The sequence below is a fragment of the Kineococcus siccus genome, from assembly GCF_009906795.1.
Taxonomy (GTDB): Bacteria; Actinomycetota; Actinomycetes; order Actinomycetales; family Kineococcaceae; genus Kineococcus; species Kineococcus siccus.
Genome location: NZ_JAAALN010000014.1, coordinates 1 through 21755 on the forward strand (window position 1 = coordinate 1; position 21755 = coordinate 21755).

Genomic DNA, 21755 nt, shown 5'->3' on the forward strand with positions numbered 1-21755 from the left:
GCCGCCGACGACACCGACCCGGTGCAGCTCACCGGGGAGCAGGTCCTCGCCTCCGAGCTGTGCGCGGCCCTGCGGATCGCCGACGCCACCGCGCACCAGCGCATCACCACCGCCCGGACGTTGACCGAGGACCTACCCGCGACCCTGGACGCCTACGCCGCCGGCGACCTCCACCACGGCCACGTCAAGGCCGTCCGGGCCACCAGCGACCTGCTCGCCGAGCGGGTCCTGGACCCCGACGGTGGCGACGGCGACCCGCTCCACACCGACGACGCGTTGCGCCGGGCGCGCGCGGACCTGGAGAAGACCTGCCTCTCCGGCGCCGACCACCTGTCCGTCAAGCAGCTCCGCCGGCGCCTGCAGCGGACGCTGACCCGCTTGTCGTCCGGGCACACCCTGCGGACGAAGGTCCAGCGCGAGACCGCCCGGTTCGTGCGCATCGAAGCCTGCGACGACGGCCTCACCGCCCACCTCACCGGTCTGCTCCCCCTCGCCGAAGCCCTGCGCCTGGACGCGGTCCTCACCGGGTGCGCCGACGCCACCCACCCCGAGGACCCCCGCGGGGTGGACGAGCGGGGACGCAGCCACGCCGCCCGGCGCGCCGACGCGCTCCTCGACCTGCACACCGGAGCCGGAACCTCGCCGTCGGTCCGGGTCAGCGTCACCGTCGCCGCGACCACCCTGCTCGGTCTCGACGAGGAACCCGCCGAGGTCGTCACCCCGACCCTCGCCCTGACCGTCCCCGCCGACGTCGCCCGCGACCTCGCCGCCTGCGGCACCTGGCGGCGCCTCCTCACCGACCCCACCGGAGGCGTCCTCGACGTCGGGACCCGCACCTACCGACCCTCCGCCGCGATGACCCGCCGGGTCAGGGCCAGGGACACCACCTGCGTCTTCCCGGGCTGCACCAACCCCGGCCGAGAACTGCGACCTCGACCACGTGATCCCCTACGCCCAGGGTGGTGAGACGAGCGTCGACAACCTCGCCCCCCAGTGCCGCCTCCACCACCGCCTGAAGACCCACACCCGCTGGCAGGTGAGACCCCTGCCCACCCGCGGCTGGCGGTGGACCTCCCCCACCGGCCACACCCACGACACCAGCACCGACCCACCGCCCTACTGAGCCGCGCCTGACGCTTCGTCAGGCCGCGCGGTGGAACCACGTCCGCGGGTCCGCGCGGTGCACGTGCACCGTCACCCGCGCGGGCTGGACCTGCTGCACCGGTGCGGGACGCGCCGTCACGACCACGAGGCGCGACGCGTCACCGAACCGCGCGCCGCGGGGCGCCACCAGGAGCTGCCCGGACTCGCGCCCCGCCCGGGCCGCCCGGCCCCCCAGCGCCAGCCCGACCACCACGAGCACCCCGGCCACCAGGCCGGCGCCCGCCAGGACCGTCAACACCGCGCCCATCCGGACCACCTCTTCCGCCACCCCGCCGGCCACCCCGGCCGACCCCTCCATCGTGCGCCGGAACGCGTGCGCCGGCATCGGAGCGCAGACGGAAGCGCGGTGTCCTCCCCAGGGAGGACACCGCGCCGGGTGGGACGAGAGCGGGGGGCAGCCGTCAGGCCGCGGCCTCCTCCTCGGAGGCGAGGAACTCGTCGCGGGCCGCGACGCCGATGTCCGGCGAGTCGGTGAAGATGCCGTCGATGCCGGTCGCGTAGTAGACGACCGCGAGGTCCAGCACCCGCCCGTAGGCGGCGGGGTCGGTGCCGGTGCGGTAGTCCACCGGCAGGAACGAGTTCTCCGGGCGCAGCGTGTACGGGACGACCTCGAGGCCCGCGCGGTGCGCGTCCGCGACGAGGCGGCTCGGGGTGCCCAGGGTGCCGTCGGTGTTGCGCGGGACGACCTGGTCCAGCGACGGTCCGAGGACGTCGACGTAGCGGGAGATCCGCTTCAGCGACGCGGGGGTCAGGAGGTCGGCGTACTGCCGCGGGTCCCCGGCCGCCACGAGGTCGGCGGGCGCCCCGGTGGCGGAGGTGAGGAACACCGTGTCGGCGCGCAGGCCGTAGCGGGTGCGCAGCTCCCGCAGGTTCGTGAGCTCGAACGACTGGACCGTGGCGACGGAGCCGCGGTGGTTCAGGCCGGCCTCCTCGAGCGCCTCGACGACCTTCTCCTCCATGGGCAGCCCGATGCCCTGGAAGTACGTCGAGTGCTTGATCTCGGGGATGACCCCGATCTCGCGGTCGAGCTCGTCGGAGAGGTGCTCGCGCTCGTCGAGGACCTCCTCGAACGTGGGGATCTCGTCGCGGCCGTTGAAGATGGTGTTCTCCTGGCGCAGCTCGGGCAGGCGTTCGACGGCGCGCAGGGTCTTCAGCTCGGCGAGGGTGAAGTCCTCCGTGAACCACCCGGTGAGCTCGACGCCGTCGACCGTCTTGGTCGTCTTCCGGTCGGCGAACTCGGGGTGGGTCGCCACGTCGGTGGTGCCGGAGATCTCGTTCTCGTGGCGGACGACGAGCACGCCGTCGGAGGTGGAGACGAGGTCGGGTTCGATGACGTCGGCGCCCATCCGGGCGGCGAGGTCGTAGGCGGGCAGGGTGTGCTCGGGGCGGTAGGCCGAGGCGCCGCGGTGGCCGACGACGGACGGCTCGTCCGACCCGCTCGCGGTCGCGGGCCCGACGGGGAGGAGGACGGCGGCGGTGACGCCGGCGGCGAGGGCGGCACGGAGCCGGCGGCGGTGCCGGCGGGGGCTCTGGGGGAGGGTCACGGGCCGCAGTGAACTCGCTGCGCCGCCTGTGCGCGACCTGAGGACGGCGAACTCCGGGTGTCCGTCGCGTGACGGTTCACTTCAGCAGGCGGGACATCCTCCGGTCGGCGAGGACCTTGCCGCCGGTCTGGCACGTCGCGCAGTACTGCATCGAGCGGTCGGCGAAGGACACCTCGCGCACGGTGTCACCGCAGACCGGGCACGGCAGTCCCGTCCGCCCGTGCACGCGCATGCCGGCGCGCTTGGCGTCCTTGAGCTGGCTCGCGGCCTTCCCGCCCGCCGCGGCGATGGCCTCGTGCAGCGTCGTCTGCAGGGCCGTGTACAGCGTCTCGACCTCGGTGTCCGAGAGCTTCCCGGCCGCCGCGTAGGGCGACAGCCGTGCGGCGTGCAGCACCTCGTCGGAGTAGGCGTTGCCGACGCCCGCCAGGACGGACTGCTCGCGCAGCAGCCCCTTGACCTGCTGGCGCGACCCGGCCAGGAGCTTCGCGAACGCCGGCAGGTCGAACCCGGGGGCCAGCGGGTCCGGGCCGAGGGACGCGATGCCGGGCACCTGCAGCGGGTCCCGCACGACGTGCACCGCGAGCCGCTTCTGGGTCCCCGCCTCGGTCAGGTCGAAACCGGGCGGCCGGTCCTCGGCCTCGTCGTCCTGCGGGGCGAGCCGCACGCGCAGCGCGACCGGGTTCTTGCCGCCGGGCCGCAGCGGCGCCGCGGGCAGCGCGTCGGAGTACCGCAACCAGCCCGCGCGGGAGAGGTGCACCACGAGGTGCAGGCCGTCGACGTCGATGTCGATCCACTTCCCGTGCCGGGTCACGCCGGCGACCATGAGCCCCGCGAGCGAGGTGGGCGGCGGGTCGAAGGTCTTCAGGACGTTGATGGCGGCGACCTCGACGCGCGAGACCACGCGGTCCACGAGCCGCTCGCGCAGGAACGCGGCGAGCGCCTCGACCTCGGGGAGTTCCGGCATCCGACCAGTGTGGGGCAGAGTCGCGTGGTGCGCGTCCTCCCCACCGCGGTGCGGTCCCTCGTCGTCGTCGTCGTCCTCGCCGGCGTGCTGAGCGACCCCGCGGCCACCTTCGCCGACCCGCGGTTCACCCTCGCGGGCCTCGGCGGGAAGCTCGTGTACTTCACGATCCAGAGCAACCTGCTGCTGGCGGCGGTCGCGGCCTGGTCGGTGGTCGCGGAGGTCCGGCACCGCCCCGGGCCCTCCGCGTGGTTCGTCGGGGGGGCGGCGTTCTTCGTCACCATCACCTTCGCCGTGTACAACACCGTGCTCGTCCCGGGGGGTGGGGACGGGGCGGTGCTGCTGCTCTCGGGCCGGCCGAGCTCCGACCTGCTCCACGTCGTGGCGCCGCTGCTGGCGCTGCTCGACTGGGTGCTGCTGCGCCCGCACCCGGGTGCGGGCGCGCGCCGCAGCCTGCTCTGGCTGGTCTACCCGGTCCTGTACTTCGTGTTCGTCCTGGTGCGCGGCGCGCTGACGACCGGGCCGCCGCACTACCCCTACCCGTTCGTCGACGTCGACGAGCTCGGGTACGGCGGCGTCGCGCTGTCGTTCGCGGTGCTGGCCCCCTCCTTCGCCGTGCTGGCGCTGGGCTTCGCCGGCCTCGACCACCTGCTGGGCCGCCGCCGCGCGCTCAGCGGCGGCACACCTCCCGCGGGTCGCGGCTCGGGGGCTGCCGGGGACGTGGCCGCTCCTCCACGGGGCTGATCGGCAGGGTGCGGCCCTCGCCGGGACCCACCGTGAACTCCTCGCCGTGGTGCGCCGTCGGGACGGGGTCGCCCCCGACCAGCGTGTAGGTCGCCTCCTCGGGCGTGACGGCGACCTCGAGGCAGGAACCGCGGTGCCGGGTGCGGAACGTCAGCCCTTGCAGCCCGGGCGGGAGCCGGGGGGCGAACCGCAGCCGGCCCCCCGCGTCGCGCATCCCGCCGTAGCCCGCGACGAGCGCGGTCCAGGCCCCCGCGAGCGACGCGACGTGCAGGCCGTCGCTGGTCGACTCCCGCAGGTCGTGCAGGTCGACGAACGCGGCCTCGTGGACGTAGTCCGCGGCGAGCTCCAGGTGGCCCACCTCGGCGGCGAGGACCGCCTGCACCGACGCCGAGAGGGAGGAGTCGCGGACCGTGAGGCCCTCGTAGTACTCGAAGGACGCGCGCTTGTCCTCCAGCGTGAACGCGTCGGGGCGCAGGTGCATGGCGAGGACGAGGTCGGCCTGCTTGGCGACCTGGCGGCGGTAGAGGCTGAAGTACGGGAAGTGGTCGGCGAGCGGGTACTGCTCGGGCGTGGTCGCGTCGAAGTCCCACTGCTTGCGGTCGGTGCACCCGGCGTCCTGCGTGGGCATGCCGGTCCGCCGGTCGCGCGGCAGGTGGACGGCGTCGGCCAGCCGCACCCAGTCGTCGACCTCGGCCTGCTCGACGCCGAGGACCTCGCGGCGGCCGGGGTGGCGCTCGAGCAGGTCGACGGCCGCGCGCAGGTTCGCCTGCGCCATGAGGTTCGTGTAGGTGTTGTCGTCGACCAGCGCGCTGTACTCGTCGGGGCCCGTGACCCCGTCGACGTGGAAGCGACCCTCGTCGTCCTCGCGGCCCAGCACGACCCAGGACCGGGCGGTCTCCACGACGATGTCGACGACGGCCTCGGCGATCTCCTCGTCGCCCGTCGCGTCGAGGTGCCGGACGGCGGCGTCGGCGATGTCGGCGTTCAGGTGCACCGCGGCGGTGCCCGCGGGCCAGTAGCCCGAGCTCTCCCGGCCCGTGATGGTCCGCCACGGGAAGGTCGCGCCGGCCAGCCCGAGCTCCTGCGCCCGCTCCCGCGCGGCCGGCAGCATGGCGTGCCGCCAGCGCAGCGCGTCCCGCGCCGCCTCGGGCCACACGTGGTTGAGCACCGGCATGACGAACACCTCGGTGTCCCAGAACGTGTGCCCGTCGTAGCCGACGCCCGTGAGGCCCTTGGCCGGGATCCCCCGGTCGGTCCCCTGGGCCGCGGCCTGCAGGACGTGGAACAGCGCGAAGCGCACGGCCTGCTGCAGGGCGTCGTCGCCGTCGACCCGCACGTCGGCGTGCTCCCAGAAGTCGTCGAGCACGGCCCGCTGCTGCGCCGCGAGGTGCTCCCACCCGCTGCGCAGGCCCTCGCTGAGCGCGGTCCGCAGGTCCTCGGCGAGCGCCTCCCGGGCGATGTGCGGGGCGCTGCCGAGCGCCACGACCTTCACGACCCGCAGCTCCTGGCCGGGCGCGAGCCGCGCGCACACGCTCGTCACGACGCGGTCCGGGGCGGCGTGGGTGCGCACCTCGGTGGCCGCGGGGCCGGTGACGTCGTGGTCGACGTGGACGGCCACGGCGAGCCCGCTGCCGTCGGTGCGCTGGCGCAGGCTGCCGCCGCGCGCACCGGCCTCGGTGATCGTCTCGTGCAGGTCCTCGCCGGCTACCAGCGCGGAACGCACCTCGACGTCGAGCGGGGCGTCGAGGGGCCGGACGCGGTAGTCCACGGCGAACAGCCCGGGCCGCTCCAGCGGCACGAGGCGCTCCGAGCGGACCTCGACCGCCGCGCCGCCGGGGGAGGTCCACCGGGCCACGCGCTGCAGGGTCCCGGCCCGCAGGTCCAGCGTCCGCCGGTGCTCGGCCAGCTCGCCCGTGCGCACGTCGAAGCGCTCACCGCCCAGGAACAGCTCGACGAGCGTCGGGGCGGGGACGCCGACGATGCGCTCCTGCACCTTCGGGTAGCCGTAGCTGTACTCGGGGTAGGAGACGGGCCAGAGCTCGTAGGCCCCGCTGAGGTAGCAGCCGGGCGAGCCGTGCGGTGAGCCCTCGTCGAGGGAGCCGCGCACCCCCGTCCGGCCGTTGGACAGCGAGAACAGCGACTCGGTCCGCTCGAGGGCTGAGGTGTCCAGCCCGTCCTCGACCACCGCCCACGGGTGCACCGCTCCGAGGTCCTTGCTCCGGGTGCTGCCTGCTCCGCCCATGCGTGCATCCGAGCAGCCGGTCCGCCCGCGCGCACGTCCACACCGCCCGACGGGAGTCGTCAGAGTGCTGAGTGCAGGGACAAGGACGCCCCCGGGTGATTGACTGTGAGTCACACCATGATGACTCGGCTCACATGGACACCGCAGACCAGGCGCGCGGCCAGCTCCTCGCGCCCGACGCACCTGGAGGTCGAGGGCCCTTTGTTCCGCGTGGTCCTCCCTCCCACCCCGAAGTCGGTCGGCGTCGCCCGCTGGCTCATCGGCGAGTGGTGCACGCCCTGGGTGCGGGCCAAGGAGCTGCAGGAGGACACCGTGGAGTCCGTGCTGCTGCTCGCGAGCGAGGTGGTCACGAACGCCGTCGTCCACGGCGACGGGATGGTCCACGTCAGCCTGGAGCGGCTCGGGAGCACGACGCTGCGCATCGAGGTCGCCGACGACGGCGGCGGGATGCCCCTCATCGGGGCCCAGCGCGAGGACGCCGAGAGCGGCCGCGGGATGGCGATGGTGGAGCTGCTGTCCAGCCGCTGGGGCACCGACCTCGCGGTGGGCCCGCTGGGCAAGATGGTCTGGTTCGAGGTCGCGATCGTCTGACGTCCGCCGGCCGGCGGAGTGCCGCTCAGGCCACCACGGCGTCGCGGCCCGCGGCCCGCGCGACGACGGCTTGCCCGCCGGCGACGACGGCCAGGAGCACGAGCGGGACCGTCCAGGAGCCCGTCGCCGCGTGGATCGCGCCGATGGTGACGGGACCCGCGGCCGCCACCAGGTAGCCCACCGACTGCGCCATGCCGGACAGCGCGGCGGCCCCGGCCGCGTCGGCGGCGCGCGCCGAGAAGGTCGACAGCGCGAGCACGACCGTCGCTCCTCCCCCGAGGCCCAGGACGACGCTCGCGAGGCCCGCCTGGTGCGGCGCCACGAGCAGCACGAGGAACCCGGCCGCCGTGACGAGGGACGTCACGACGGACGCGCGGCGGCTGCCGGTCACGGACCGGGCGACCAGGGGGACGGCGAGGCTCGCGACCACGCCCGCCCCCTGGACGAGCGACAGGTGCCAGCCCGCGGCCTCGGGACCGAGCCCGGCCCGGTCGCGCAGGACGGTCGGCAGCCAGGCGACGAGGACGTAGAACGTCACCGACTGGCAGCCCATGAACGCCGTCACCGACCAGGCCAGCGGCGAGCGCCACGGGGCCCGCGCGTGCTCCCCGCCCGCCACGACGGGCTCGGCCCGACGCAGCTGGGCCGTCCAGACGACGGCGGCCAGCAGGGCCGGCGCGCCCCAGACCGCGAGCGCCGTGCGCCAGCCGCCGGGCAGCGCCCCGGACAGCGGGACGACGGCGCCGGCGGCGATGCTGCCGGCGAGACCCATGACGACGACGTAGCCGCTGGTCATCAGCGCGACCCGGGAGGGGAACTCCCGGCGCAGCAGGGCCGGCAGCAGGACGTTGACCACCGCGATGGCCACGCCCAGCAGGGCAGTGCCCGCGAAGAGCGCGACCACGCCCGGGACCGAGCGCAGGACGCTGCCCGCCAGCAGCAGGAGCAGCGCGACGAACAGCGTGCGGCGCAGCCCGAGCCGCCCCGCCAGGCGGGGCACGACGCCCGAGGCCGCGGCGAACGCCAGCAGCGGCAGGGCGGTCAGCAGCCCCGCGGTCGTGCTGGTGAGCCGCTCGTCGGCGGAGATGGCGGGCAGGACCGACCCGACGCCGGTGATGGGCGCGCGCATGACGCAGGCCACGAGGACGATCCCCGCGAGCAGCAGGGCGGTGGTGCGGCGACGTTCCACGGGGCTCAGCGGCGCCGGGACTCGCGGCGCAGGTAGACCAGGCCGAGCACGGGCAGCACGAGCGGCACGTAGACGTAGCCGCTGCCGAACCCGGACCACACCGTGGAGTCCGGGAACGCCTGCGGGTCGGCCAGGCTGAGGAACCCGACGGTGATGACGCCGACGAGCTCGACCGAGCAGGCCGCCCAGGCGACGCGGCGCCAGCGGGCCCCCGTCCGGGCGAGACCGAGCGTGGCGAGCACGTAGACGACGCCCGAGAACGCCGACAGCAGGTAGGCCAGCGGGGCGGCCTCGAAGTCGGTGGCGATCTGGACGCCCGCGCGCGAGACGGCCGCCACCGCGAAGACGGCGTACAGCGCGACGAGGGCGCGGCCCAGTCCCATGGTGCGCGGGGGCGCTCCCGCGGGCCCGCTCACGCCGTGACCTGGAACAGCAGGTACACCCGGTACAGGACGACCACGACGGCGAAGCAGCCCACGACGAGCACGAGCGTGCTGGGCCGCGACCGGTCCGCGATCGTCCAGAACGTCGCGGCGGGGAGCAGGAACGGGGCGACGACGAGGTAGGCGATGGCCGTCGCCAGCTCGGCGGGGCGCGTGCCCGAGACGAGGGCCGCGACGCCGGCGCCGACGAGGGCCAGGACGCCCAGCTCGACGACGGCGAGGCCGACGAGGTGGGGCAGCTGCACCCGCTTGTCCAGCGCCACCGTGGCCACGGCCCACACGGTCATCACCAGCGCCAGGACGCACACGACGGCGACGAGGGTCCCGGACACGAGACGCCACTCTACGGCGCGCCCGCGGGGGTGGCCGCGAGGTCCGTGCAGGGCCGCAGCGCGGCCTTGGCGGCTACCGCCGCGTCGGCCGCGGCCCCCTCCAGGGGCACCGGCACGCCCGAGCGGATCTGCGCGGGCCGCCACTGCGCCACGCTCACGCCGCCCGTGCCCGGCAGGGTCAGCCGCAGGACGCCGCTCTGGGTCGTCACGCCGGAACCGCGTGCGTAGAAGACGAAGTTCCCGAGGCCGTAGTCGACGAACGCGCTCCGGTCCCCCGCCGACAGCCAGCCCTGGCCGAGCTGGCGGTGGGCGTGCGAGCCGACGACGGCGTCGGCGCCCGCGGCGACGAGGTCGGCGGCGAGGTCCTGCTGCGCGGGCAGCGGGCACTCGTCGAGCTCCCGGCCCCAGTGCAGCAGCACGACCACGGAGTCGGCGCTGCCCCGGGCCGCCCGCACGCCCGCCACGAGCCGGGCGCGGCCGGCGTCGTCCTGCACCGACGCGAGCCCGGGCTGGTCGTCCGTCGCCGTCCAGGCGCGGGCCAGCGAGGTGTCCAGCACCTGCGTGGCGTCGAACACCGCGAGCCGGTGCCCCCGCACGGTCGTCGTCCACGGCCGGTAGGCGGCCGCGGCGTCCTGGCCGATGCCGATGACCGGGAGCCCCTCGGCCGTCCCCGCGGCGAGCGTGTCGGTCAGTCCGGTGCGGCCGTGGTCGAGGCCGTGGTTGTTCGCCAGCCCCACGACGTCGACGCCCGCGGCCTTCAGCGCCCGCAGCCCGCTCGGGGGCGCGCGGAACGTGTACTGCTTGGCGGCGGGCGTCCCGCGCGTGGTGATCGCCGTCTCGAGGTTCACGACGGTCACGTCGGCGTCGCCCAGGACCCCCGCGACGGCCTGCAGCCCACCGGGTTCCAGCGCGGCCGCGCTGGTCCCCGCGAAGTGCACGTCGCCGGCGACGTTGACGGTGATGTCGCCGGGCGGTGCTGCGGGTTCCGGAGAGGAGCACGCGCCGGCCAGCAGGACGAGCGACAGCGTCCCGGCGGTCCGCAGGGGGTGGTTCCGGGTGGGGCGGCGCACGGGGCTCCTGTCCGAAGGTGGTCGGGGTCACTGTGCACCGGGACGCCCGCCGCGCGCGGCGTTGCTACGTTCTCGGCGTGCCGGAGCTGCCCGAGGTCGAGTCCGCCCGCCTGGTCGTCGAGGGGCACGCGCTGGACCGGACGATCGCCGACGTCGACGACCGCGACACCTACGCGTGCCGCCCGCACGCCCCCGGTGACCTCGCGAGCGCACTGGTCGGGCGCCGGCTCACGGCCGCGCACCGGCGGGGAAAGACGATGTGGTGCGACACGTCCGGGGAGGGGCCCGCGCTCGGCCTCCACCTCGGCATGAGCGGTCGCCTCGTCGTCACCCCGCCCACCGACGGCTCCGGCGGAGGCGAGGTGGCCGTCGGCGGCGACTACGGCGGCGACGGAGCGGGGTCGTGGGCCCCGTGGAACGAGCGCGTCGTGAGCCGCTCCCCCGTCAAGGAGGAGTGGTACCGCTTTACGCTGACGTTCGCCGACGGCGGGCAGCTGCGGTTGTTCGACAAGCGCCGGCTCGGGCGCGTGCGCCTGGACCCCGACGTCGAGGCCCTCGGTCCGGACGCCGGCGAGATCGGGCGCGAGGAGTTCCGCGAGCGGATCGGGCGCGGCACCGCCCCGCTGAAGGCCCGGCTGCTCGACCAGTCCGCGATCGCGGGCATCGGGAACCTCCTGGCCGACGAGGTCCTGTGGCGCAGCCGGCTGAGCCCCCGGCACCCGGCCGGGGAACTCGGTACCGAGCAGCTCGACGACCTGCGCCGGGAACTGCGGGCCGCGATCCGCCACGCGATCCGCCACGGCGGCGTCCACACCGGTGAGGTGGTCCCGCACCGCCACGCCGGCGGCCACTGCCCCCGCTGCGGGGCGGAGATGGTGCGCGGCACCGTGGGTGGGCGGACGACCTGGTGGTGCGGCGCCGAGCAGGCCTGAGAGCGGCCGGCGGCGGTCGGGGTCGCAGGAGAACCGCCCTCGGCACCGCTCAGTCCGGCAGCTGGCGGCGCACCCGCTGCAGCTCGGCGACGGCCAGGTCGACCAGCTGCTCGTCGAGGGTTCCGGCGCTCTCGATGCGCACCTCGTTGCGCCCCGCGGCGAGCTCGTACACCGCCACGGTCACCGTGCCCAGCAGGGCGGTCGGCGGCGGGGGCCAGTGCGTCGTGCCCGCGGGTGGCGCGCCGGCGGCCGCCGCGGCCACGGGGTCGTCGTAGGTGAGCGTGAGGCTGCTGGTGTACGCGCCGCTGCGGTCGTCGAACACCGACACCCCGGGGCGTTGCGCGGGTTCCCCACCCCACGGCCAGGCGCGGAGCGCGCGGTAGTGGTGCCCGTCCTGCTCCGCCCGCTCCCAGGTGAAGGCGACCTCGAGGCCCGGCCGGGGCTCGCCGAGCACCGCGACGGCACTGACGTGGACCCAGCACCCACCGGGTGTCTGCGGGCTGTCGATGACACCCCAGCCCTCGTCGTCGTGCCAGTCCCGGACGACACCGCGCGTGGTCATGCGCGGCATCGTGACATCCGCGGAAGGGTGTCACCATAGCTTTTCCTTGCAGTTGCTGCAATGATTGTGCATGCTGACTGCCATGGATGAACCCACCGCGGTCCTCGAGGCCCGGCACGTGCACCGCTGGTACGGGACGGGCTCAGCCCGCTTCCACGCGCTCGACGACGTGTCCCTGCAGGTCCGCGCGGGTGAGTCGCTGGCGGTGGTCGGCAAGAGCGGGTCGGGCAAGTCCACGCTCATGCACCTGCTGGCACTGCTCGACAGCCCCGACGAGGGCGACCTGCTCGTCGACGGCGTCGCGACCGGCGACCTCCCGGCGCGCCAGGTCCAGCGGCTGCGCAACGAGCGGTTCGGGTTCGTCTTCCAGCAGTTCTTCCTGAACCCCGCCGAGTCGGTGCTGGAGAACGTGGTCCTGCCCCTGACGATCGCCGGCGTCCCGGCCCCCGCGCGCCGTGAACGCGGGATGGCGGTGCTCGAACGGTTCGGCCTGGCCGACAAGGCGCGCAACCGCGCGATCGACCTGTCCGGTGGGCAGAAGCAGCGCGCCGCGCTCAGCCGCGCCCTCGTCGGCCGCCCGTCGGTCGTCTTCGCCGACGAGCCGACCGGGAACCTGGACAGCGCGACCGGCGCCCAGGTGGAGGAGGAACTGTTCGCCCTCAACGCCGAGGGCATCACGCTGGTCGTGGTGACCCACGACGAGGAGCTCGCCGCGCGCTGCGGCCGCCGCGTCTCCGTCCAGGACGGCCGGCTGAGCGGGGGTGCGGCCGCGTGAGGACCTCCGACCTGCTGCGCTCCGCGCTGCGCAACGTCCGCCGCAGCCGACTGCGCACCACCCTCACCGTGCTGGCCCTCGTGGTCGGCGCGTCCACCCTCTCCCTCACCACGGCGCTGGGCGCGGGCGTCAGCGACTACGTGACCCGCCAGGTCGACGCCCTGGGCGCCGACGACGTCCTGGTCGTCACCGCGGGTTCCGCGCAGACCGGGGACGGGCCGGTCACGTACAACCCCACGCGGTCGACGGCCGCCGGCGGTGGGGCCGGGCTCCCGGGGGCGGGAGCGGCGGCGTCGCTGACCGACGAGAGCGTGGCTGCGCTGCAACGCCTCAGCGGTCTCCGCGACGTCCGGCCCGTGCGCAGCGTGGCCCTCGACTACGTCCAGGCCGGGAGTTCGCCGCGGTTCGAGCTCAGCCTGTCACCCACGGGGGCCGTCGCCCAGGCCGACCTCGCCGCCGGCCGGCAGCTCGACGCGGCGGGTGTCGCCGACGGCATCGTCCTCCCGCAGGACCACGTCGCACCGCTGGGGTTCGCGGGTGACGCCCAGGCCGTCGGCAGCGAGGTCACCCTCGCGTTCACCGACCTGACCGGGACCCAGCGGCAGGTGCCGGCCACCGTCGTGGGGGTCTCGCGGTCGGGGCTGCTCAGCTCCGGCGCCGCCGTGGGCGCCGACTTCCTCGACTCCCTGGCGTCGCAGCAGGACGCCGGGGTCGGCTCCCCCGGCCGCTACCCGGCCGCGACGGCCCGCTTCGACCCCGCGACCGCGGACGTCGCGGCCCTGAAGGAGGAGGTCGGCGCCCTCGGGCTGCAGGCGCAGACGATCGAGGACCAGCTCGGCGTGGTCACCACCGTCATCGCGGGGATCACCGGGATCCTCAACGCCTTCGCGGTGGTCTCCCTCGTCGCCGCGGCCTTCGGCATCGTCAACACGCTGCTGATGAGCGTGCAGGAACGCACCCGCGAGATCGGGCTCATGAAGGCCCTGGGCATGGCGCCGCGGCGCATCTTCGCCCTCTTCAGCCTCGAGGCCGGCCTGATCGGCCTGCTGGGCAGCGTGATCGGCGTCGCCTTGGCGGCGGCGGCGGGCACCGTCATCAGCGCCGCGCTCGTCGCGGGGCCGTTGTCGGGACTCCCCGGGCTGACTCTCCTGCTGTTCCGCCCGCAGGCCGTCGTGCTCGTCGTGGTGCTCATCGTCGTCATCGCCTTCCTCGCCGGTACGCTCCCCGCCAGGCGGGCGGCGCGGCAGGACCCCATCACCGCCCTGCGCTACGAGTGACCGCCGTCCGCGGACCGCGACGGGCCGGCCCGGTGAACCACAGGAGATGACGACCCTGGACAGGCCCGACCCGCGCGCCCCGGAACCCAAGCGCCGCAACGCCCGTGGCCGCGCGACGGCGGCCCGCATCGAGCGCGTCGCCGTCGTCCTGGTCGACGAGCAGGGCCTCGACGCCGTGACCGTGGACCAGGTCTGCGCCGCCGCCGGCGTGAGCCAGCGGACGTTCTTCCACCACTTCCGGACCAAGGAGGACGCCGTCCTCGGCACGGCTCTGCCGCGCATCGACGAGCGCGCCGCGCGGGTCTGGCTGGCCGACGCCGACGCGGGCGTGCTGTCCGGGCTGGTGCAGGTCATCCACGTCCCGGACGCGCTGGAGGACCCCGTGGCGCACGCCGCCCAGCTGCGGGCCCTGGCCGCCTCACCCGACCTGATGAGACGCCAGGCGCAGCGCATGCAGCCGCTGCAGGCGGAGGTGCACGAGCTGATCGACCTCAAGCTCGCGAGCCTCGGCGTCGCCGAGCCGCGCCGCGCGGAACTCACCGCCGCGGTGGCGGCCGTGGCCGCCGCCGTCCTGCAGCAGGGCGCGGTCGCCGTGGCCCACGGCCGCGGGACCGATCCCCGGGCGGAGGCGCTGCGCTCCCTCGACGCGTTGCGGGAGCTGGGCGGACGGCTGTTCTAGGCCCCCTGCTCCTGCGACCCCCGGGGTCCGTGATCGACCACCGCCGCCGGCTCGTCCCCGTGCGTCGCCGCGCCGGTGCCCGCCAGCCGGCGTCGCAGGAACTCCGCCTCGGGCGGGGACGGCGCGCAGTCCAGGGCCCGTTCCCACGCAGCGACCGCCAGGTCCTGCCGTCCCGTGCGCAGCAGCAGTTCCGCCCGGCACGCGTGCCACAGGTGCCAGCGGTCGAGGCCCGCGATCGCGTCCAAAGCCGTGAGACCCGCGGCCGGCCCCGCGAGCTCGCCGACCGCGACCGCGCGGTTCAGCCGCACCACCGGGACCGGGGTGTCCTCCACCCGGAGCAAGGCGTCGTAGAGCGCGACGACGTCCGCCCAGTCGGTGCCCGGCACGCTGGTCGCGGTGGCGTGGCAGGCGGCGATCGCGGCCTGCAGCTCGAAGCGTCCGGCCGCCAACCGGCTGCGCCGCAACGCCCCCTGGACGAGGGCGGCGCCTTCGGCGATCGCGTCGGCGTCCCAGGACGTGCGGTCCTGCTCGGCCAGCGTGAGGAGGCGACCGCCCTCGTCGGTGCGGGTGGCGCGGCGGGCGTCCGTGAGGAGCATGAGCGCGAGCAGGCCCTGCAGCGACGACTCGTCCGGCAGCAGGGCCACCAGCAGGCGCCCCAGCCGGATCGCCTCGTCGCACAGCTGCGGGCGCACGACGGTGGTGCCGCCGCTGTGCCCCGCCGTGAACAGCAGGTGCACCACCGTGGCGACGGCGTCCAGCCGCGCGGGCAGCTCCTCGGCGTCGGGGACCCGGTACGGGATGCCGGCGACCGCGATCTTCTGCTTGGCGCGGGTGAGCCGCTTGGCCACGGTCGCCTCCGGCAGCAGCAGCAGGCGGGCGACGTCGGCCGTGGTCAGCCCGCACAGCGTGCGCAGGGCCAGCGCCACCTGGGCGTCGAGTCGGAGAGCGGGGTGGCAGCAGGTGAAGAGGAGGCGCAGCAGGTCGTCGCGCACCGCGGAGGGTTCCGGCTCGTCGGGTGCGCTGAGCTGGGCGAGCCGCACGGCGTCGGCCTCCTTCCCGGTCCGGGCGGCCTCGCGCCGCAGGGCGTCCAGGGCCTTGTTGCGCGCCACGGTGGTGAGCCAGGCGCGCGGCTGGTCGGGGACGCCGTCCCGCGGCCAGCGGAGCAGGGCCGTCTCGACGGCGTCCGCGACCGCGTCCTCGGCGACGCTGAGGCTGCGCGTGGTGCGGGCGAGGGTCGCCAGGACCAGGCGCCCCTCGGCCCGCACCACGTCGGCCAGCCGCTGGGCGGCGTCGGTCATCCGGTCATCGGGATGACCGGGCGGAGCTCGACCCCGCCGTCCCACGCCGCCGGGATCTGCGCGGCGAGCCGGATCGCGGCGTCCAGGTCGGGCGCGTCGAGCAGGAAGAAGCCGGAGAGCACCTCCTTGGCCTCGGCGTACGGCCCGTCCGTGGTCAGCACGTCGCCACCCTTGCCGCCCTGCACGCGCACGGTCGTGGCGGTCGAGGTCGGGAAGAGCGCCGCGCCGCCCGTCACGGCGGGGCCGGCCACGGCGCTGAAGGCGCCGTAGTCGGCCATGGTCGAGCTCTCCTCGGGAGCGGTCCAGTCGGCGTCGCGGCTGTACAGGATGGCTGCGTAGGTGGGCATGTGCGTCTCCTCGCGGTGGCTGGGGACCGCGCTCGTCGCGGTCCTCGCTCTCTGGACGAACGGGGAGCGAGGAGAAGGACACCACGGCGGCCACCAGTTCGGGAGGGCCTCGTGCCGCCGGCCTCTCGTGGGACGGGTGACCTCACCCCCCGCGGGCCGCGGCCGCCCGCGCTGTGATCGCCCGGATGACGTCCGTCTTGGCGTCGGCGTAGGCGTTCGTGTCCGCCCACCGCTGCGTCATCAGCGCGCGCTTGGTGTCCTCGTAGAGCGCGCGGTCGTCGGCGTCGGCGCGGAGGTGGTCGCGGAGGAGCAGGTACGCCTCGACGGCGGGAGCGCCGCGCTCGTACACGTGGACGTGGACGTCGCGGGCCGGTGTGCGGACGAGACGGTGCCCCGGTTCGCGGACCCGCAGTTCGTACCCCGCGGCCAGGAGCGCGTCGAGGTAGTCCTCCTCGGCGGTGATGTCGTCCACCGTGACGACGACGTCGACGATCGGTTTCGCGGCGAGTCCGGGAACGGACGTGGAACCGATGTGCTCGACGTCGGCGCGGACCGCGCCGAGGGCGTCCTGGATCCTCCCGCGGTGGAACAGGAAAGCCTCCGCCCACCGCTCGTCGTGGTCGCGCAGTCCGAGCTCGAGGGGTTCGACGCCCCCCACGAGCTCGACGGTGCTGACGTCCGGTCGGCGCGGTGCACGGCGGCTGCTCACGCGGACGTCCTCGCCCCGGGGGACACCGGGCCGGCGCCAGGCCGAGTCACGTCGACGGATGCCAGCAGGGTGAAGCTGTTCGGCAGCCGGCCCTCCCACGCCTGCGCCCGCGCCCCGACGGGTCGCCAGAAGGGTTCGGGGTGCTCGAGCAGCTCGAGCAGCTGCAGGCCCGCACGCGTGACCGCCATGACGATCTCGGCCAGCGTGTGCTGGTGCTCGACCGCCCCGAGGGCCGGGAACGTGTCGTTGACGTGGGTGCGGGCGAAGTAGCTGCGGTCCGGGCGGATCCGGGCCTCGTCCTCGTCCCACGACCACAACGGCACCGCGGGGTGCGCCTCGTGCACGAAGAGGTGACCCCCGGGGCGCAGGACGCGCACCACCTCCGCCGCCCAGGTGTCCAGGTCCGGCAACCAGATCAGCGCACCCTTGCCGGTGTAGACGAGGTCGGCGCTGGCGGTGTCCACCGGGAAGGGCGGGACCTGGGTCAGGAGGTACCGGCACGGACGGCCCAGCTCGTCGGCGCGCTGCTGAGCGGCGCCGACGGCGGTCGCGCTGTAGTCCAGCCCGACGACGGAGCGGGCGCCGGCCGCGATGAGGGCGATGTCGTCGATGCCGTGACCGCTCTGCGGGTGCAGCACGTCGGGTCGACGGGCCAGCAGCGGGCCGAGCAGCTCCTCCTCGACGGGCAGCAGGCGCGCACCGCGGGCCTCGGCGAGCAGGGCGTCGTACTCGCGCACGTGCTTGCCGGACGCCTCCTCCCACGCCTGGCGCGTCCGGTCCTCGCGAGTGTCCGGGTGGTCGGGAGCATCGCCGTCGATCACGGGTCGAGTCTGCCCTGCAGAACCATCGACGTGCGATCCCTTTCGGTGCGGGGGCGCAGCAGCGCCCGCCTGGCGGCAGCGAACCGCAGCCCGGCGTCGCCTGTCCGTCCGTCCGTCCGTCCGTCCGTCCGTCCGTCCGTCCGTCCGTCCGTCCGGGAGCATGGGTCCGTGGTCCTGGAACACGCCCTGCTCGACGTCCGCCCCGGCGAGGCCGGCTCGTTCGAGGCCGCCTTCGCCGAGGCGAGGTCGATCATCTCCGCGATGCCCGGGTTCCGGCACCTGACGCTGTCCCGCTGCGTGGAGCGACCCGACACCTACCTGCTGCTGGTGCAGTGGGACACCCTGGCGGACCACACCGAGGGTTTCCGCGGGTCGGCGCAGTACCAGGAGTGGCGACGGCTGCTGCACCACTTCTACGACCCGTTCCCGGTCGTCGAGCACTTCCGCGAGGTGGCCACGGCCTGAGACGGCACGGGTCGCGGCGAGATCTCTCACGGCGGTGCACACCGGCGGCCGGGCTCGGCGACGCCACGGGTCGGCCCCACGCGGTCGGGAGGTGACCGCTCGGCCGGAGTGGTCGCCATCGCGGCTCGCGGGCTCGCTGCGGAGCGCGGACTGGTCCTGAGCACTTCTCCGGGACGCACGGCCTGGTCCGGGCCCTGCGTCAGTCCGGACGATCGGTGGGGATGAGGGCCGCTGAGTTCCTGGTCGAGGCGATCGGATGACGCCGCGTCAGACCTCCCCGGCCACACCCGGATCAGTCGTCAGTCGAGGGCGCTGCTTCGAGTTGCTGCAGCGCCCAGCCGATCCGCTCGGTCGGCGTGATCGCGCACTCCAGCACCGCCGTGGTGGTCGTCAGGCGAACTGCTTGCGCGTCCGGCTTCACCAGCAGAGCCTCGACGCCGCGCAGCTTCCGCGGGGGGTCGGACGCGCACGTCTGCACCGCGAAGGTGGTGGGCCGCCCCTTCAGGAAGCGGAGGCCGCCGATCATGCGGACGAAGGTGATCTTCCCTGGTGACAGGGTCGCGATGCCGGGACGCCAGCGCCCCGTGAGCCCGTCCTGGTGCCCTTCCACGACGCGGAAGCTGCACTCCATCCGATCGGTGGCGGCGAGGTGGCGACGCACCCGCCCCGTGACGGCGGTTCCGACCCACACGTTCAGGGGCGTACCGATCAGGACGATGAGGGCGGCCGTCACCGAGGCATCGAGCAGTCCTTGCGAGTCGAACAGCCGGCCGAACCCCTGGAGCACCGCGAAGACCAGGAGGGCGCCAGCCAGGACGACCGCGGTGAAGACCAGCCGTCCGCGAGTACGTCCGGACCGGGGCTCGTTGGTGCGGCGGCGGGACGGGGACACGCAGGCCACTGTGCCCGGCCCAAGGCCTCGCGGGACAGAACTCCCGCACGTGAGTCCGCCGACTGAGGGAGGTTCCTCGATCTTCGTGCGCGAGACGTGACGTGCGATTGCGCGGCGGCGACGTGGCCCAGCAGTCCACGGTGGCGTGATTCAGTCCAGCTCGAGCTCCGAGGGCTGGTGCTTGGCCTCGGCGTAGCGTCGCTGGACGCTCAGCTCCTGGAGCAGCCCCGTCTGCACGTCGCGCTGCAGCAGCCGTGCTCCCCGCAGCAGGTGGTCGGCCGTGGCCAGGACCTCCGCGCCCAGTGCCGTGTCACCCGGGTCCTCGACGGTCTCCACGAGGAGGACGAGGCCGGCCGAGCGGTGCAGGTGGCGCAGACCGGCCCGCAGGTCCAGCAGGCGAGCCTGCTCGGTGACGGGCAGGGGCAGGTGCTCGGCGAGCGACTCGACCACGGTGAGGCTGTCGTCGACGTCCTGCAGCCTGCGCCCGAACCTTCCGCCCACGACGGGCAGCTCGTCGGCGACGGCCTGGAGCGAGCCGGCGGCGTCGGGGTTCGCCAGGCCCCGGGGACTGGCACCAGCGGTCTGCGGCGCCGACGACCGGCCGGGGCCCGTCTCGCTGCGACGGCGCCAGGATCGGCGACCGGTTCGCTGGTGATCGAGGTAGGCCCGGAGGTTGTCCTGGTAGTAGTCCGCGACCGCGCGGGCGTCGGCCTCGCTGGTGTACTCGGCGTCCAGGTCCACGCTCAGCTGCACGGTCCAGGTGCCGTCGACCGTCTCCGTGACATCGACCTCGGCGCGACCCTCGTGCAGGTGCGGCAGCAGCATCAGCTCGAGGAAGTTGGCGGGGTTGCGGAGCAGGTCGTCGGCCACGTGGCCGACTGTGCCAGTGCGGCGGAGGTCACCGCTGACCCGAACCGCCGGAACCACGCCCTCTGCACGCCGGGCACGACTGCGCTCGAGGCCGCGGCCTGCACTGGTCGCCGGCGAACCGGACGTGGCCCGGCCGTAGGCTGCGACGTCGTGAAGCTCGGCCTGACCCACGTGGTCGATCCTCGGCTGAACGCCCTGGTCGCGGAGTCCCGCACCTTCTACGCCCACCGCGGCGCGGGTCGCGGGCCGGACAGCCTCGAGGAGCTCCGGGCGCTGCGAGCACGAACGCCGACCCCGCCCGCTTCCGCGTTGACAACGACCGAGGACGTCGAGCACGTTCCCGGACGGAGGACGTCGGTGCGCGTGCACCGACCGGCGACCGGCCCGGTGACCGGGGTCCACCTGCACCTGCACGGCGGGGGTTTCTACCTCGGCCCGACCGCCCGCGATGACGCGCGCAACCGCGCCTCGGCCGACGACTCCGGCGTCGTGGTCGTCGACGTCGACTACCGGCTGGCTCCCGAGCACCCCTGGCCCGCCGCGCTGGAGGACTGCGAGGCCGCGGCGCTGTGGCTGGTCGAGCACGCCGCCGAGCGTTTCGGGGCGAGCACCCTCACGATCGGGGGGTCATCGGCCGGGGCGACCCTCGCGCTCGGCGTCCTGCTGCGGCTGCGCGACCAGGGGGTGACGGCGTTCACGGGCGCCGTGCTGGAGTTCGGGACCTACGACCTCGGCGGGGATACGCCGGCCGGGCGACGGATCGCCGGGGAGTACTTCCTGCAGGCCTACGCCGGAGGAGTCGCGGACCGCACGGATCCGGACCTGTCCCCGATCTACGCCGACGTCACGGGGTTGCCGCCCGTGCTGGTCGTGGTCGGGGCCGACGACATCCTCCTCGAGGACAACGTGGCGATGGCCGCCCGGCTCGCGGTCGCGGGTGTCGACGTCGACCTGCGCGTCTACCCCGCGTCACCGCACGGCTTCACCGGCCACGCGACCGCGATGGCGCAGGCGGCACGAGAGGACGTGCGGGAGTGGCTGGCGGAGCACCGCGGGCCGCCGTCCGCTCCGGCCGGTTGAACAGGGCGGGTCCCGTCACCCGTCGGCACCGCGCTGCGCCGGCCGGGTGACAGTGGTCGGGCCACCGAGCACGGTGCCGGGGGTGCGGCATGGTGTCCGCGTGACCTGGCTGTTCCTGATCCTGGCGACCGCGGCGGCGTCTGCGGTGGCCGGCTCGCTCGTGACCCGCGCCCATCCCGGTGAACGGCTGCCGTGGCGCGCTCCCCTCCCACCGTCGTGGTCGTTCATGAACACCGAGCCGTGGTACTCCACGGCAGCGCGGTGGGCGACGTCGCTCCTCGGGGTAGCCGCCGGGGTGTACGCCGGTGATCGCGTCGGCCTCCTCGGACTCGTCGCGGCCGTCGCGGCCATGGCGGTTCCCGTGACCACCATCGAGGCGGTCCACAACCGCCGTCTCGCACGGGAACAGGCGACCGGGACGATGCCGTGAGGGGAGGCGCTCACCCGGCTCGCACGGGACGACGGTGAGCGCGTGGTGAGCAGCGGGAGGGCTGTCCGCGCCCTGACCCACCGGCAGCTGGCGCAGGACCACGCCGCGGCGTGGGAGGACTGGGCGGATCCCGGTGACCGACAGGTGTGGGAGAGCGCCACCGCTGACAGACTGCGCTGATGCATCGCGGCATGGTCCGTCTCGCGAACGTCGACCCGGTCCGGGCCAGTGAGGGGAACACGCCCCGACCCGCGGTCGTCGTCAGCGACGACCGGGCCAACGCGGCTCCTCGACAGGGTTCCGGAGATTCGCCGACCGCCGCCCGCAAGGAGTCGGGC

26 protein-coding genes and 1 pseudogene are annotated in these 21755 nt (G+C 74.8%); 12 read left to right on the forward strand and 15 right to left on the reverse strand.

The genetic code is table 11. The features are described from left to right. Positions 1 to 966: DUF222 domain-containing protein (locus tag GTR02_RS03500; RefSeq protein ID WP_166606095.1), on the forward strand; the 966-nt coding region annotated here is incomplete at its 5' end. Continuing rightward, a complete protein-coding gene (locus tag GTR02_RS24870; RefSeq protein ID WP_166606096.1) occupies positions 941 to 1123 on the forward strand; it encodes an HNH endonuclease signature motif containing protein in 183 nt (60 codons plus the stop codon). The genes GTR02_RS03500 and GTR02_RS24870, both read left to right, overlap by 26 nt. An 18-nt stretch (positions 1124 to 1141) precedes the next feature. Here the strand turns inward: GTR02_RS24870 and GTR02_RS22320 are convergent, their stop codons facing one another. The 3 genes from GTR02_RS22320 to GTR02_RS03520 all read right to left on the reverse strand — a co-directional run bounded on the left by GTR02_RS22320 (position 1142) and on the right by GTR02_RS03520 (position 3672). Beyond that, on the reverse strand, positions 1142 to 1489 hold the full coding sequence (locus GTR02_RS22320) for a hypothetical protein (RefSeq protein ID WP_205708567.1): 348 nt from the start codon (positions 1487 to 1489) through the stop codon (positions 1142 to 1144). A gap of 76 nt (positions 1490 to 1565) precedes the next feature. Beyond that, a complete protein-coding gene (locus GTR02_RS03515) occupies positions 1566 to 2708 on the reverse strand; it encodes a glycerophosphodiester phosphodiesterase family protein (RefSeq protein WP_205708568.1) in 1143 nt (380 codons plus the stop codon). A gap of 76 nt (positions 2709 to 2784) precedes the next feature. Further along, on the reverse strand, positions 2785 to 3672 hold the full coding sequence (locus tag GTR02_RS03520) for an Fpg/Nei family DNA glycosylase (RefSeq protein WP_166606097.1): 888 nt from the start codon (positions 3670 to 3672) through the stop codon (positions 2785 to 2787). A gap of 27 nt (positions 3673 to 3699) precedes the next feature. On the opposite strand from GTR02_RS03520, the gene GTR02_RS03525 reads away from it, so the two are divergent. Beyond that, positions 3700 to 4413, forward strand: a complete 714-nt coding sequence (locus GTR02_RS03525; RefSeq protein ID WP_166606098.1) for a Pr6Pr family membrane protein — start codon at positions 3700 to 3702, stop codon at positions 4411 to 4413. On the opposite strand, the gene GTR02_RS03530 is transcribed toward GTR02_RS03525, so the two are convergent. Beyond that, positions 4340 to 6655 carry a glycoside hydrolase family 65 protein gene (locus GTR02_RS03530; RefSeq protein ID WP_166606099.1) on the reverse strand — a complete coding sequence of 772 codons (2316 nt, stop codon included), beginning with the start codon at positions 6653 to 6655 and terminating at the stop codon, positions 4340 to 4342. The two genes, GTR02_RS03525 and GTR02_RS03530, sit on opposite strands and share 74 nt — an antisense overlap. Before the next feature lie 210 nt (positions 6656 to 6865). On the opposite strand from GTR02_RS03530, the gene GTR02_RS03535 reads away from it, so the two are divergent. Then, positions 6866 to 7246 (forward strand): ATP-binding protein, encoded by a 381-nt coding sequence (locus GTR02_RS03535; protein ID WP_166606100.1) that lies wholly within the window; start codon positions 6866 to 6868, stop codon positions 7244 to 7246. 25 nt (positions 7247 to 7271) lie between these two features. Here the strand turns inward: GTR02_RS03535 and GTR02_RS03540 are convergent, their stop codons facing one another. From GTR02_RS03540 to GTR02_RS03555, 4 genes are read right to left on the reverse strand one after another with little or no spacing between them, the layout of a single operon-like run. Continuing rightward, positions 7272 to 8435 (reverse strand): MFS transporter, encoded by a 1164-nt coding sequence (locus tag GTR02_RS03540; protein ID WP_205708569.1) that lies wholly within the window; start codon positions 8433 to 8435, stop codon positions 7272 to 7274. A 5-nt stretch (positions 8436 to 8440) separates the two neighbouring features. Next, positions 8441 to 8818, reverse strand: coding sequence for a hypothetical protein (locus tag GTR02_RS03545; protein WP_166606135.1), 378 nt, complete (start codon positions 8816 to 8818; stop codon positions 8441 to 8443). Positions 8819 to 8847: 29 nt separating this feature from the next. Next, positions 8848 to 9210: a hypothetical protein gene (locus tag GTR02_RS03550; protein WP_166606101.1), complete on the reverse strand. Its 363-nt coding sequence runs from the start codon at positions 9208 to 9210 to the stop codon at positions 8848 to 8850. A gap of 11 nt (positions 9211 to 9221) precedes the next feature. Further along, positions 9222 to 10280 carry a CapA family protein gene (locus GTR02_RS03555; protein WP_166606102.1) on the reverse strand — a complete coding sequence of 353 codons (1059 nt, stop codon included), beginning with the start codon at positions 10278 to 10280 and terminating at the stop codon, positions 9222 to 9224. Between the two features lie 77 nt (positions 10281 to 10357). On the opposite strand from GTR02_RS03555, the gene GTR02_RS03560 reads away from it, so the two are divergent. Beyond that, positions 10358 to 11212 (forward strand): DNA-formamidopyrimidine glycosylase family protein, encoded by an 855-nt coding sequence (locus GTR02_RS03560; protein ID WP_166606103.1) that lies wholly within the window; start codon positions 10358 to 10360, stop codon positions 11210 to 11212. A gap of 49 nt (positions 11213 to 11261) precedes the next feature. Here GTR02_RS03560 and GTR02_RS22325 read toward each other — a convergent pair whose 3' ends face one another. Continuing rightward, a complete protein-coding gene (locus GTR02_RS22325) occupies positions 11262 to 11774 on the reverse strand; it encodes a hypothetical protein (RefSeq protein WP_205708570.1) in 513 nt (170 codons plus the stop codon). A gap of 82 nt (positions 11775 to 11856) precedes the next feature. Between GTR02_RS22325 and GTR02_RS03570 the strand changes: the two genes are divergently transcribed. The 3 genes from GTR02_RS03570 to GTR02_RS22330 are packed head-to-tail and all read left to right on the forward strand — an operon-like array spanning position 11857 to position 14505. Next, positions 11857 to 12549 (forward strand): ABC transporter ATP-binding protein, encoded by a 693-nt coding sequence (locus GTR02_RS03570; protein WP_166606104.1) that lies wholly within the window; start codon positions 11857 to 11859, stop codon positions 12547 to 12549. Beyond that, complete coding sequence (locus tag GTR02_RS03575) at positions 12546 to 13826, forward strand: FtsX-like permease family protein (protein WP_166606105.1); 1281 nt, start codon at positions 12546 to 12548, stop codon at positions 13824 to 13826. The genes GTR02_RS03570 and GTR02_RS03575 overlap by 4 nt, the downstream gene beginning before the upstream one ends. 46 nt (positions 13827 to 13872) lie before the next feature. Beyond that, on the forward strand, positions 13873 to 14505 hold the full coding sequence (locus GTR02_RS22330; protein WP_205708571.1) for a TetR/AcrR family transcriptional regulator: 633 nt from the start codon (positions 13873 to 13875) through the stop codon (positions 14503 to 14505). Here the strand turns inward: GTR02_RS22330 and GTR02_RS03585 are convergent. From GTR02_RS03585 to GTR02_RS22710, 4 genes are all read right to left on the reverse strand, one after another. After that, complete coding sequence (locus GTR02_RS03585; RefSeq protein ID WP_166606106.1) at positions 14502 to 15803, reverse strand: RNA polymerase sigma factor; 1302 nt, start codon at positions 15801 to 15803, stop codon at positions 14502 to 14504. The two genes, GTR02_RS22330 and GTR02_RS03585, sit on opposite strands and share 4 nt — an antisense overlap. Further along, complete coding sequence (locus GTR02_RS03590) at positions 15800 to 16150, reverse strand: YciI family protein (RefSeq protein WP_166606107.1); 351 nt, start codon at positions 16148 to 16150, stop codon at positions 15800 to 15802. Before GTR02_RS03590 ends, GTR02_RS03585 begins: the two co-directional genes overlap by 4 nt. A gap of 142 nt (positions 16151 to 16292) precedes the next feature. Next, the gene (locus GTR02_RS22705; protein ID WP_166606108.1) at positions 16293 to 16859 is read right to left on the reverse strand and encodes a GrpB family protein; all 567 of its coding nucleotides are present in this window, start codon (positions 16857 to 16859) and stop codon (positions 16293 to 16295) included. Next, positions 16856 to 17680 (reverse strand): class I SAM-dependent methyltransferase, encoded by an 825-nt coding sequence (locus GTR02_RS22710; RefSeq protein ID WP_338073552.1) that lies wholly within the window; start codon positions 17678 to 17680, stop codon positions 16856 to 16858. The genes GTR02_RS22705 and GTR02_RS22710 overlap by 4 nt, the downstream gene beginning before the upstream one ends. Before the next feature lie 168 nt (positions 17681 to 17848). Here GTR02_RS22710 and GTR02_RS03605 point away from each other — a divergent pair, with 168 nt between their 5' ends. Further along, the gene (locus GTR02_RS03605; RefSeq protein WP_166606110.1) at positions 17849 to 18145 is read left to right on the forward strand and encodes an antibiotic biosynthesis monooxygenase; all 297 of its coding nucleotides are present in this window, start codon (positions 17849 to 17851) and stop codon (positions 18143 to 18145) included. 292 nt (positions 18146 to 18437) lie between these two features. Here GTR02_RS03605 and GTR02_RS03610 read toward each other — a convergent pair whose 3' ends face one another. Together GTR02_RS03610 and GTR02_RS03615 are read right to left on the reverse strand one after the other, a co-directional pair. After that, positions 18438 to 19037, reverse strand: a complete 600-nt coding sequence (locus tag GTR02_RS03610) for a hypothetical protein (protein ID WP_166606111.1) — start codon at positions 19035 to 19037, stop codon at positions 18438 to 18440. Positions 19038 to 19187: 150 nt separating this feature from the next. Next, positions 19188 to 19907 (reverse strand): hypothetical protein, encoded by a 720-nt coding sequence (locus GTR02_RS03615; RefSeq protein WP_166606112.1) that lies wholly within the window; start codon positions 19905 to 19907, stop codon positions 19188 to 19190. A gap of 150 nt (positions 19908 to 20057) precedes the next feature. Here GTR02_RS03615 and GTR02_RS03620 point away from each other — a divergent pair, with 150 nt between their 5' ends. The 3 genes and pseudogenes from GTR02_RS03620 to GTR02_RS24875 all read left to right on the forward strand — a co-directional run. Continuing rightward, positions 20058 to 20987, forward strand: a complete 930-nt coding sequence (locus tag GTR02_RS03620; protein WP_166606113.1) for an alpha/beta hydrolase fold domain-containing protein — start codon at positions 20058 to 20060, stop codon at positions 20985 to 20987. 100 nt (positions 20988 to 21087) lie between these two features. Further along, positions 21088 to 21417 (forward strand): hypothetical protein, encoded by a 330-nt coding sequence (locus GTR02_RS03625; RefSeq protein ID WP_166606114.1) that lies wholly within the window; start codon positions 21088 to 21090, stop codon positions 21415 to 21417. Positions 21418 to 21593: 176 nt separating this feature from the next. Beyond that, positions 21594 to 21722, forward strand: a pseudogene (locus GTR02_RS24875) (type II toxin-antitoxin system PemK/MazF family toxin); the annotation flags it as partial. Positions 21723 to 21755: the final 33 nt, after the last annotated feature.

Bases quoted from the DNA above. Each gene is read 5' to 3' on its own strand.
- GTR02_RS22320 (WP_205708567.1), bottom strand. From the start codon at position 1,489: ATGCCGGCGCACGCGTTCCGGCGCACGATGGAGGGGTCGGCCGGGGTG.
- GTR02_RS03520 (WP_166606097.1), bottom strand. From the start codon at position 3,672: ATGCCGGAACTCCCCGAGGTCGAGGCGCTCGCCGCGTTCCTGCGCGAG.
- GTR02_RS03530 (WP_166606099.1), bottom strand. From the start codon at position 6,655: ATGGGCGGAGCAGGCAGCACCCGGAGCAAGGACCTCGGAGCGGTGCAC.
- GTR02_RS03545 (WP_166606135.1), bottom strand. From the start codon at position 8,818: ATGGGACTGGGCCGCGCCCTCGTCGCGCTGTACGCCGTCTTCGCGGTG.
- GTR02_RS22325 (WP_205708570.1), bottom strand. From the start codon at position 11,774: ATGACCACGCGCGGTGTCGTCCGGGACTGGCACGACGACGAGGGCTGG.
- GTR02_RS03570 (WP_166606104.1), top strand. From the start codon at position 11,857: ATGGATGAACCCACCGCGGTCCTCGAGGCCCGGCACGTGCACCGCTGG.
- GTR02_RS22330 (WP_205708571.1), top strand. From the start codon at position 13,873: ATGACGACCCTGGACAGGCCCGACCCGCGCGCCCCGGAACCCAAGCGC.
- GTR02_RS03585 (WP_166606106.1), bottom strand. From the start codon at position 15,803: ATGACCGACGCCGCCCAGCGGCTGGCCGACGTGGTGCGGGCCGAGGGG.
- GTR02_RS03590 (WP_166606107.1), bottom strand. From the start codon at position 16,150: ATGCCCACCTACGCAGCCATCCTGTACAGCCGCGACGCCGACTGGACC.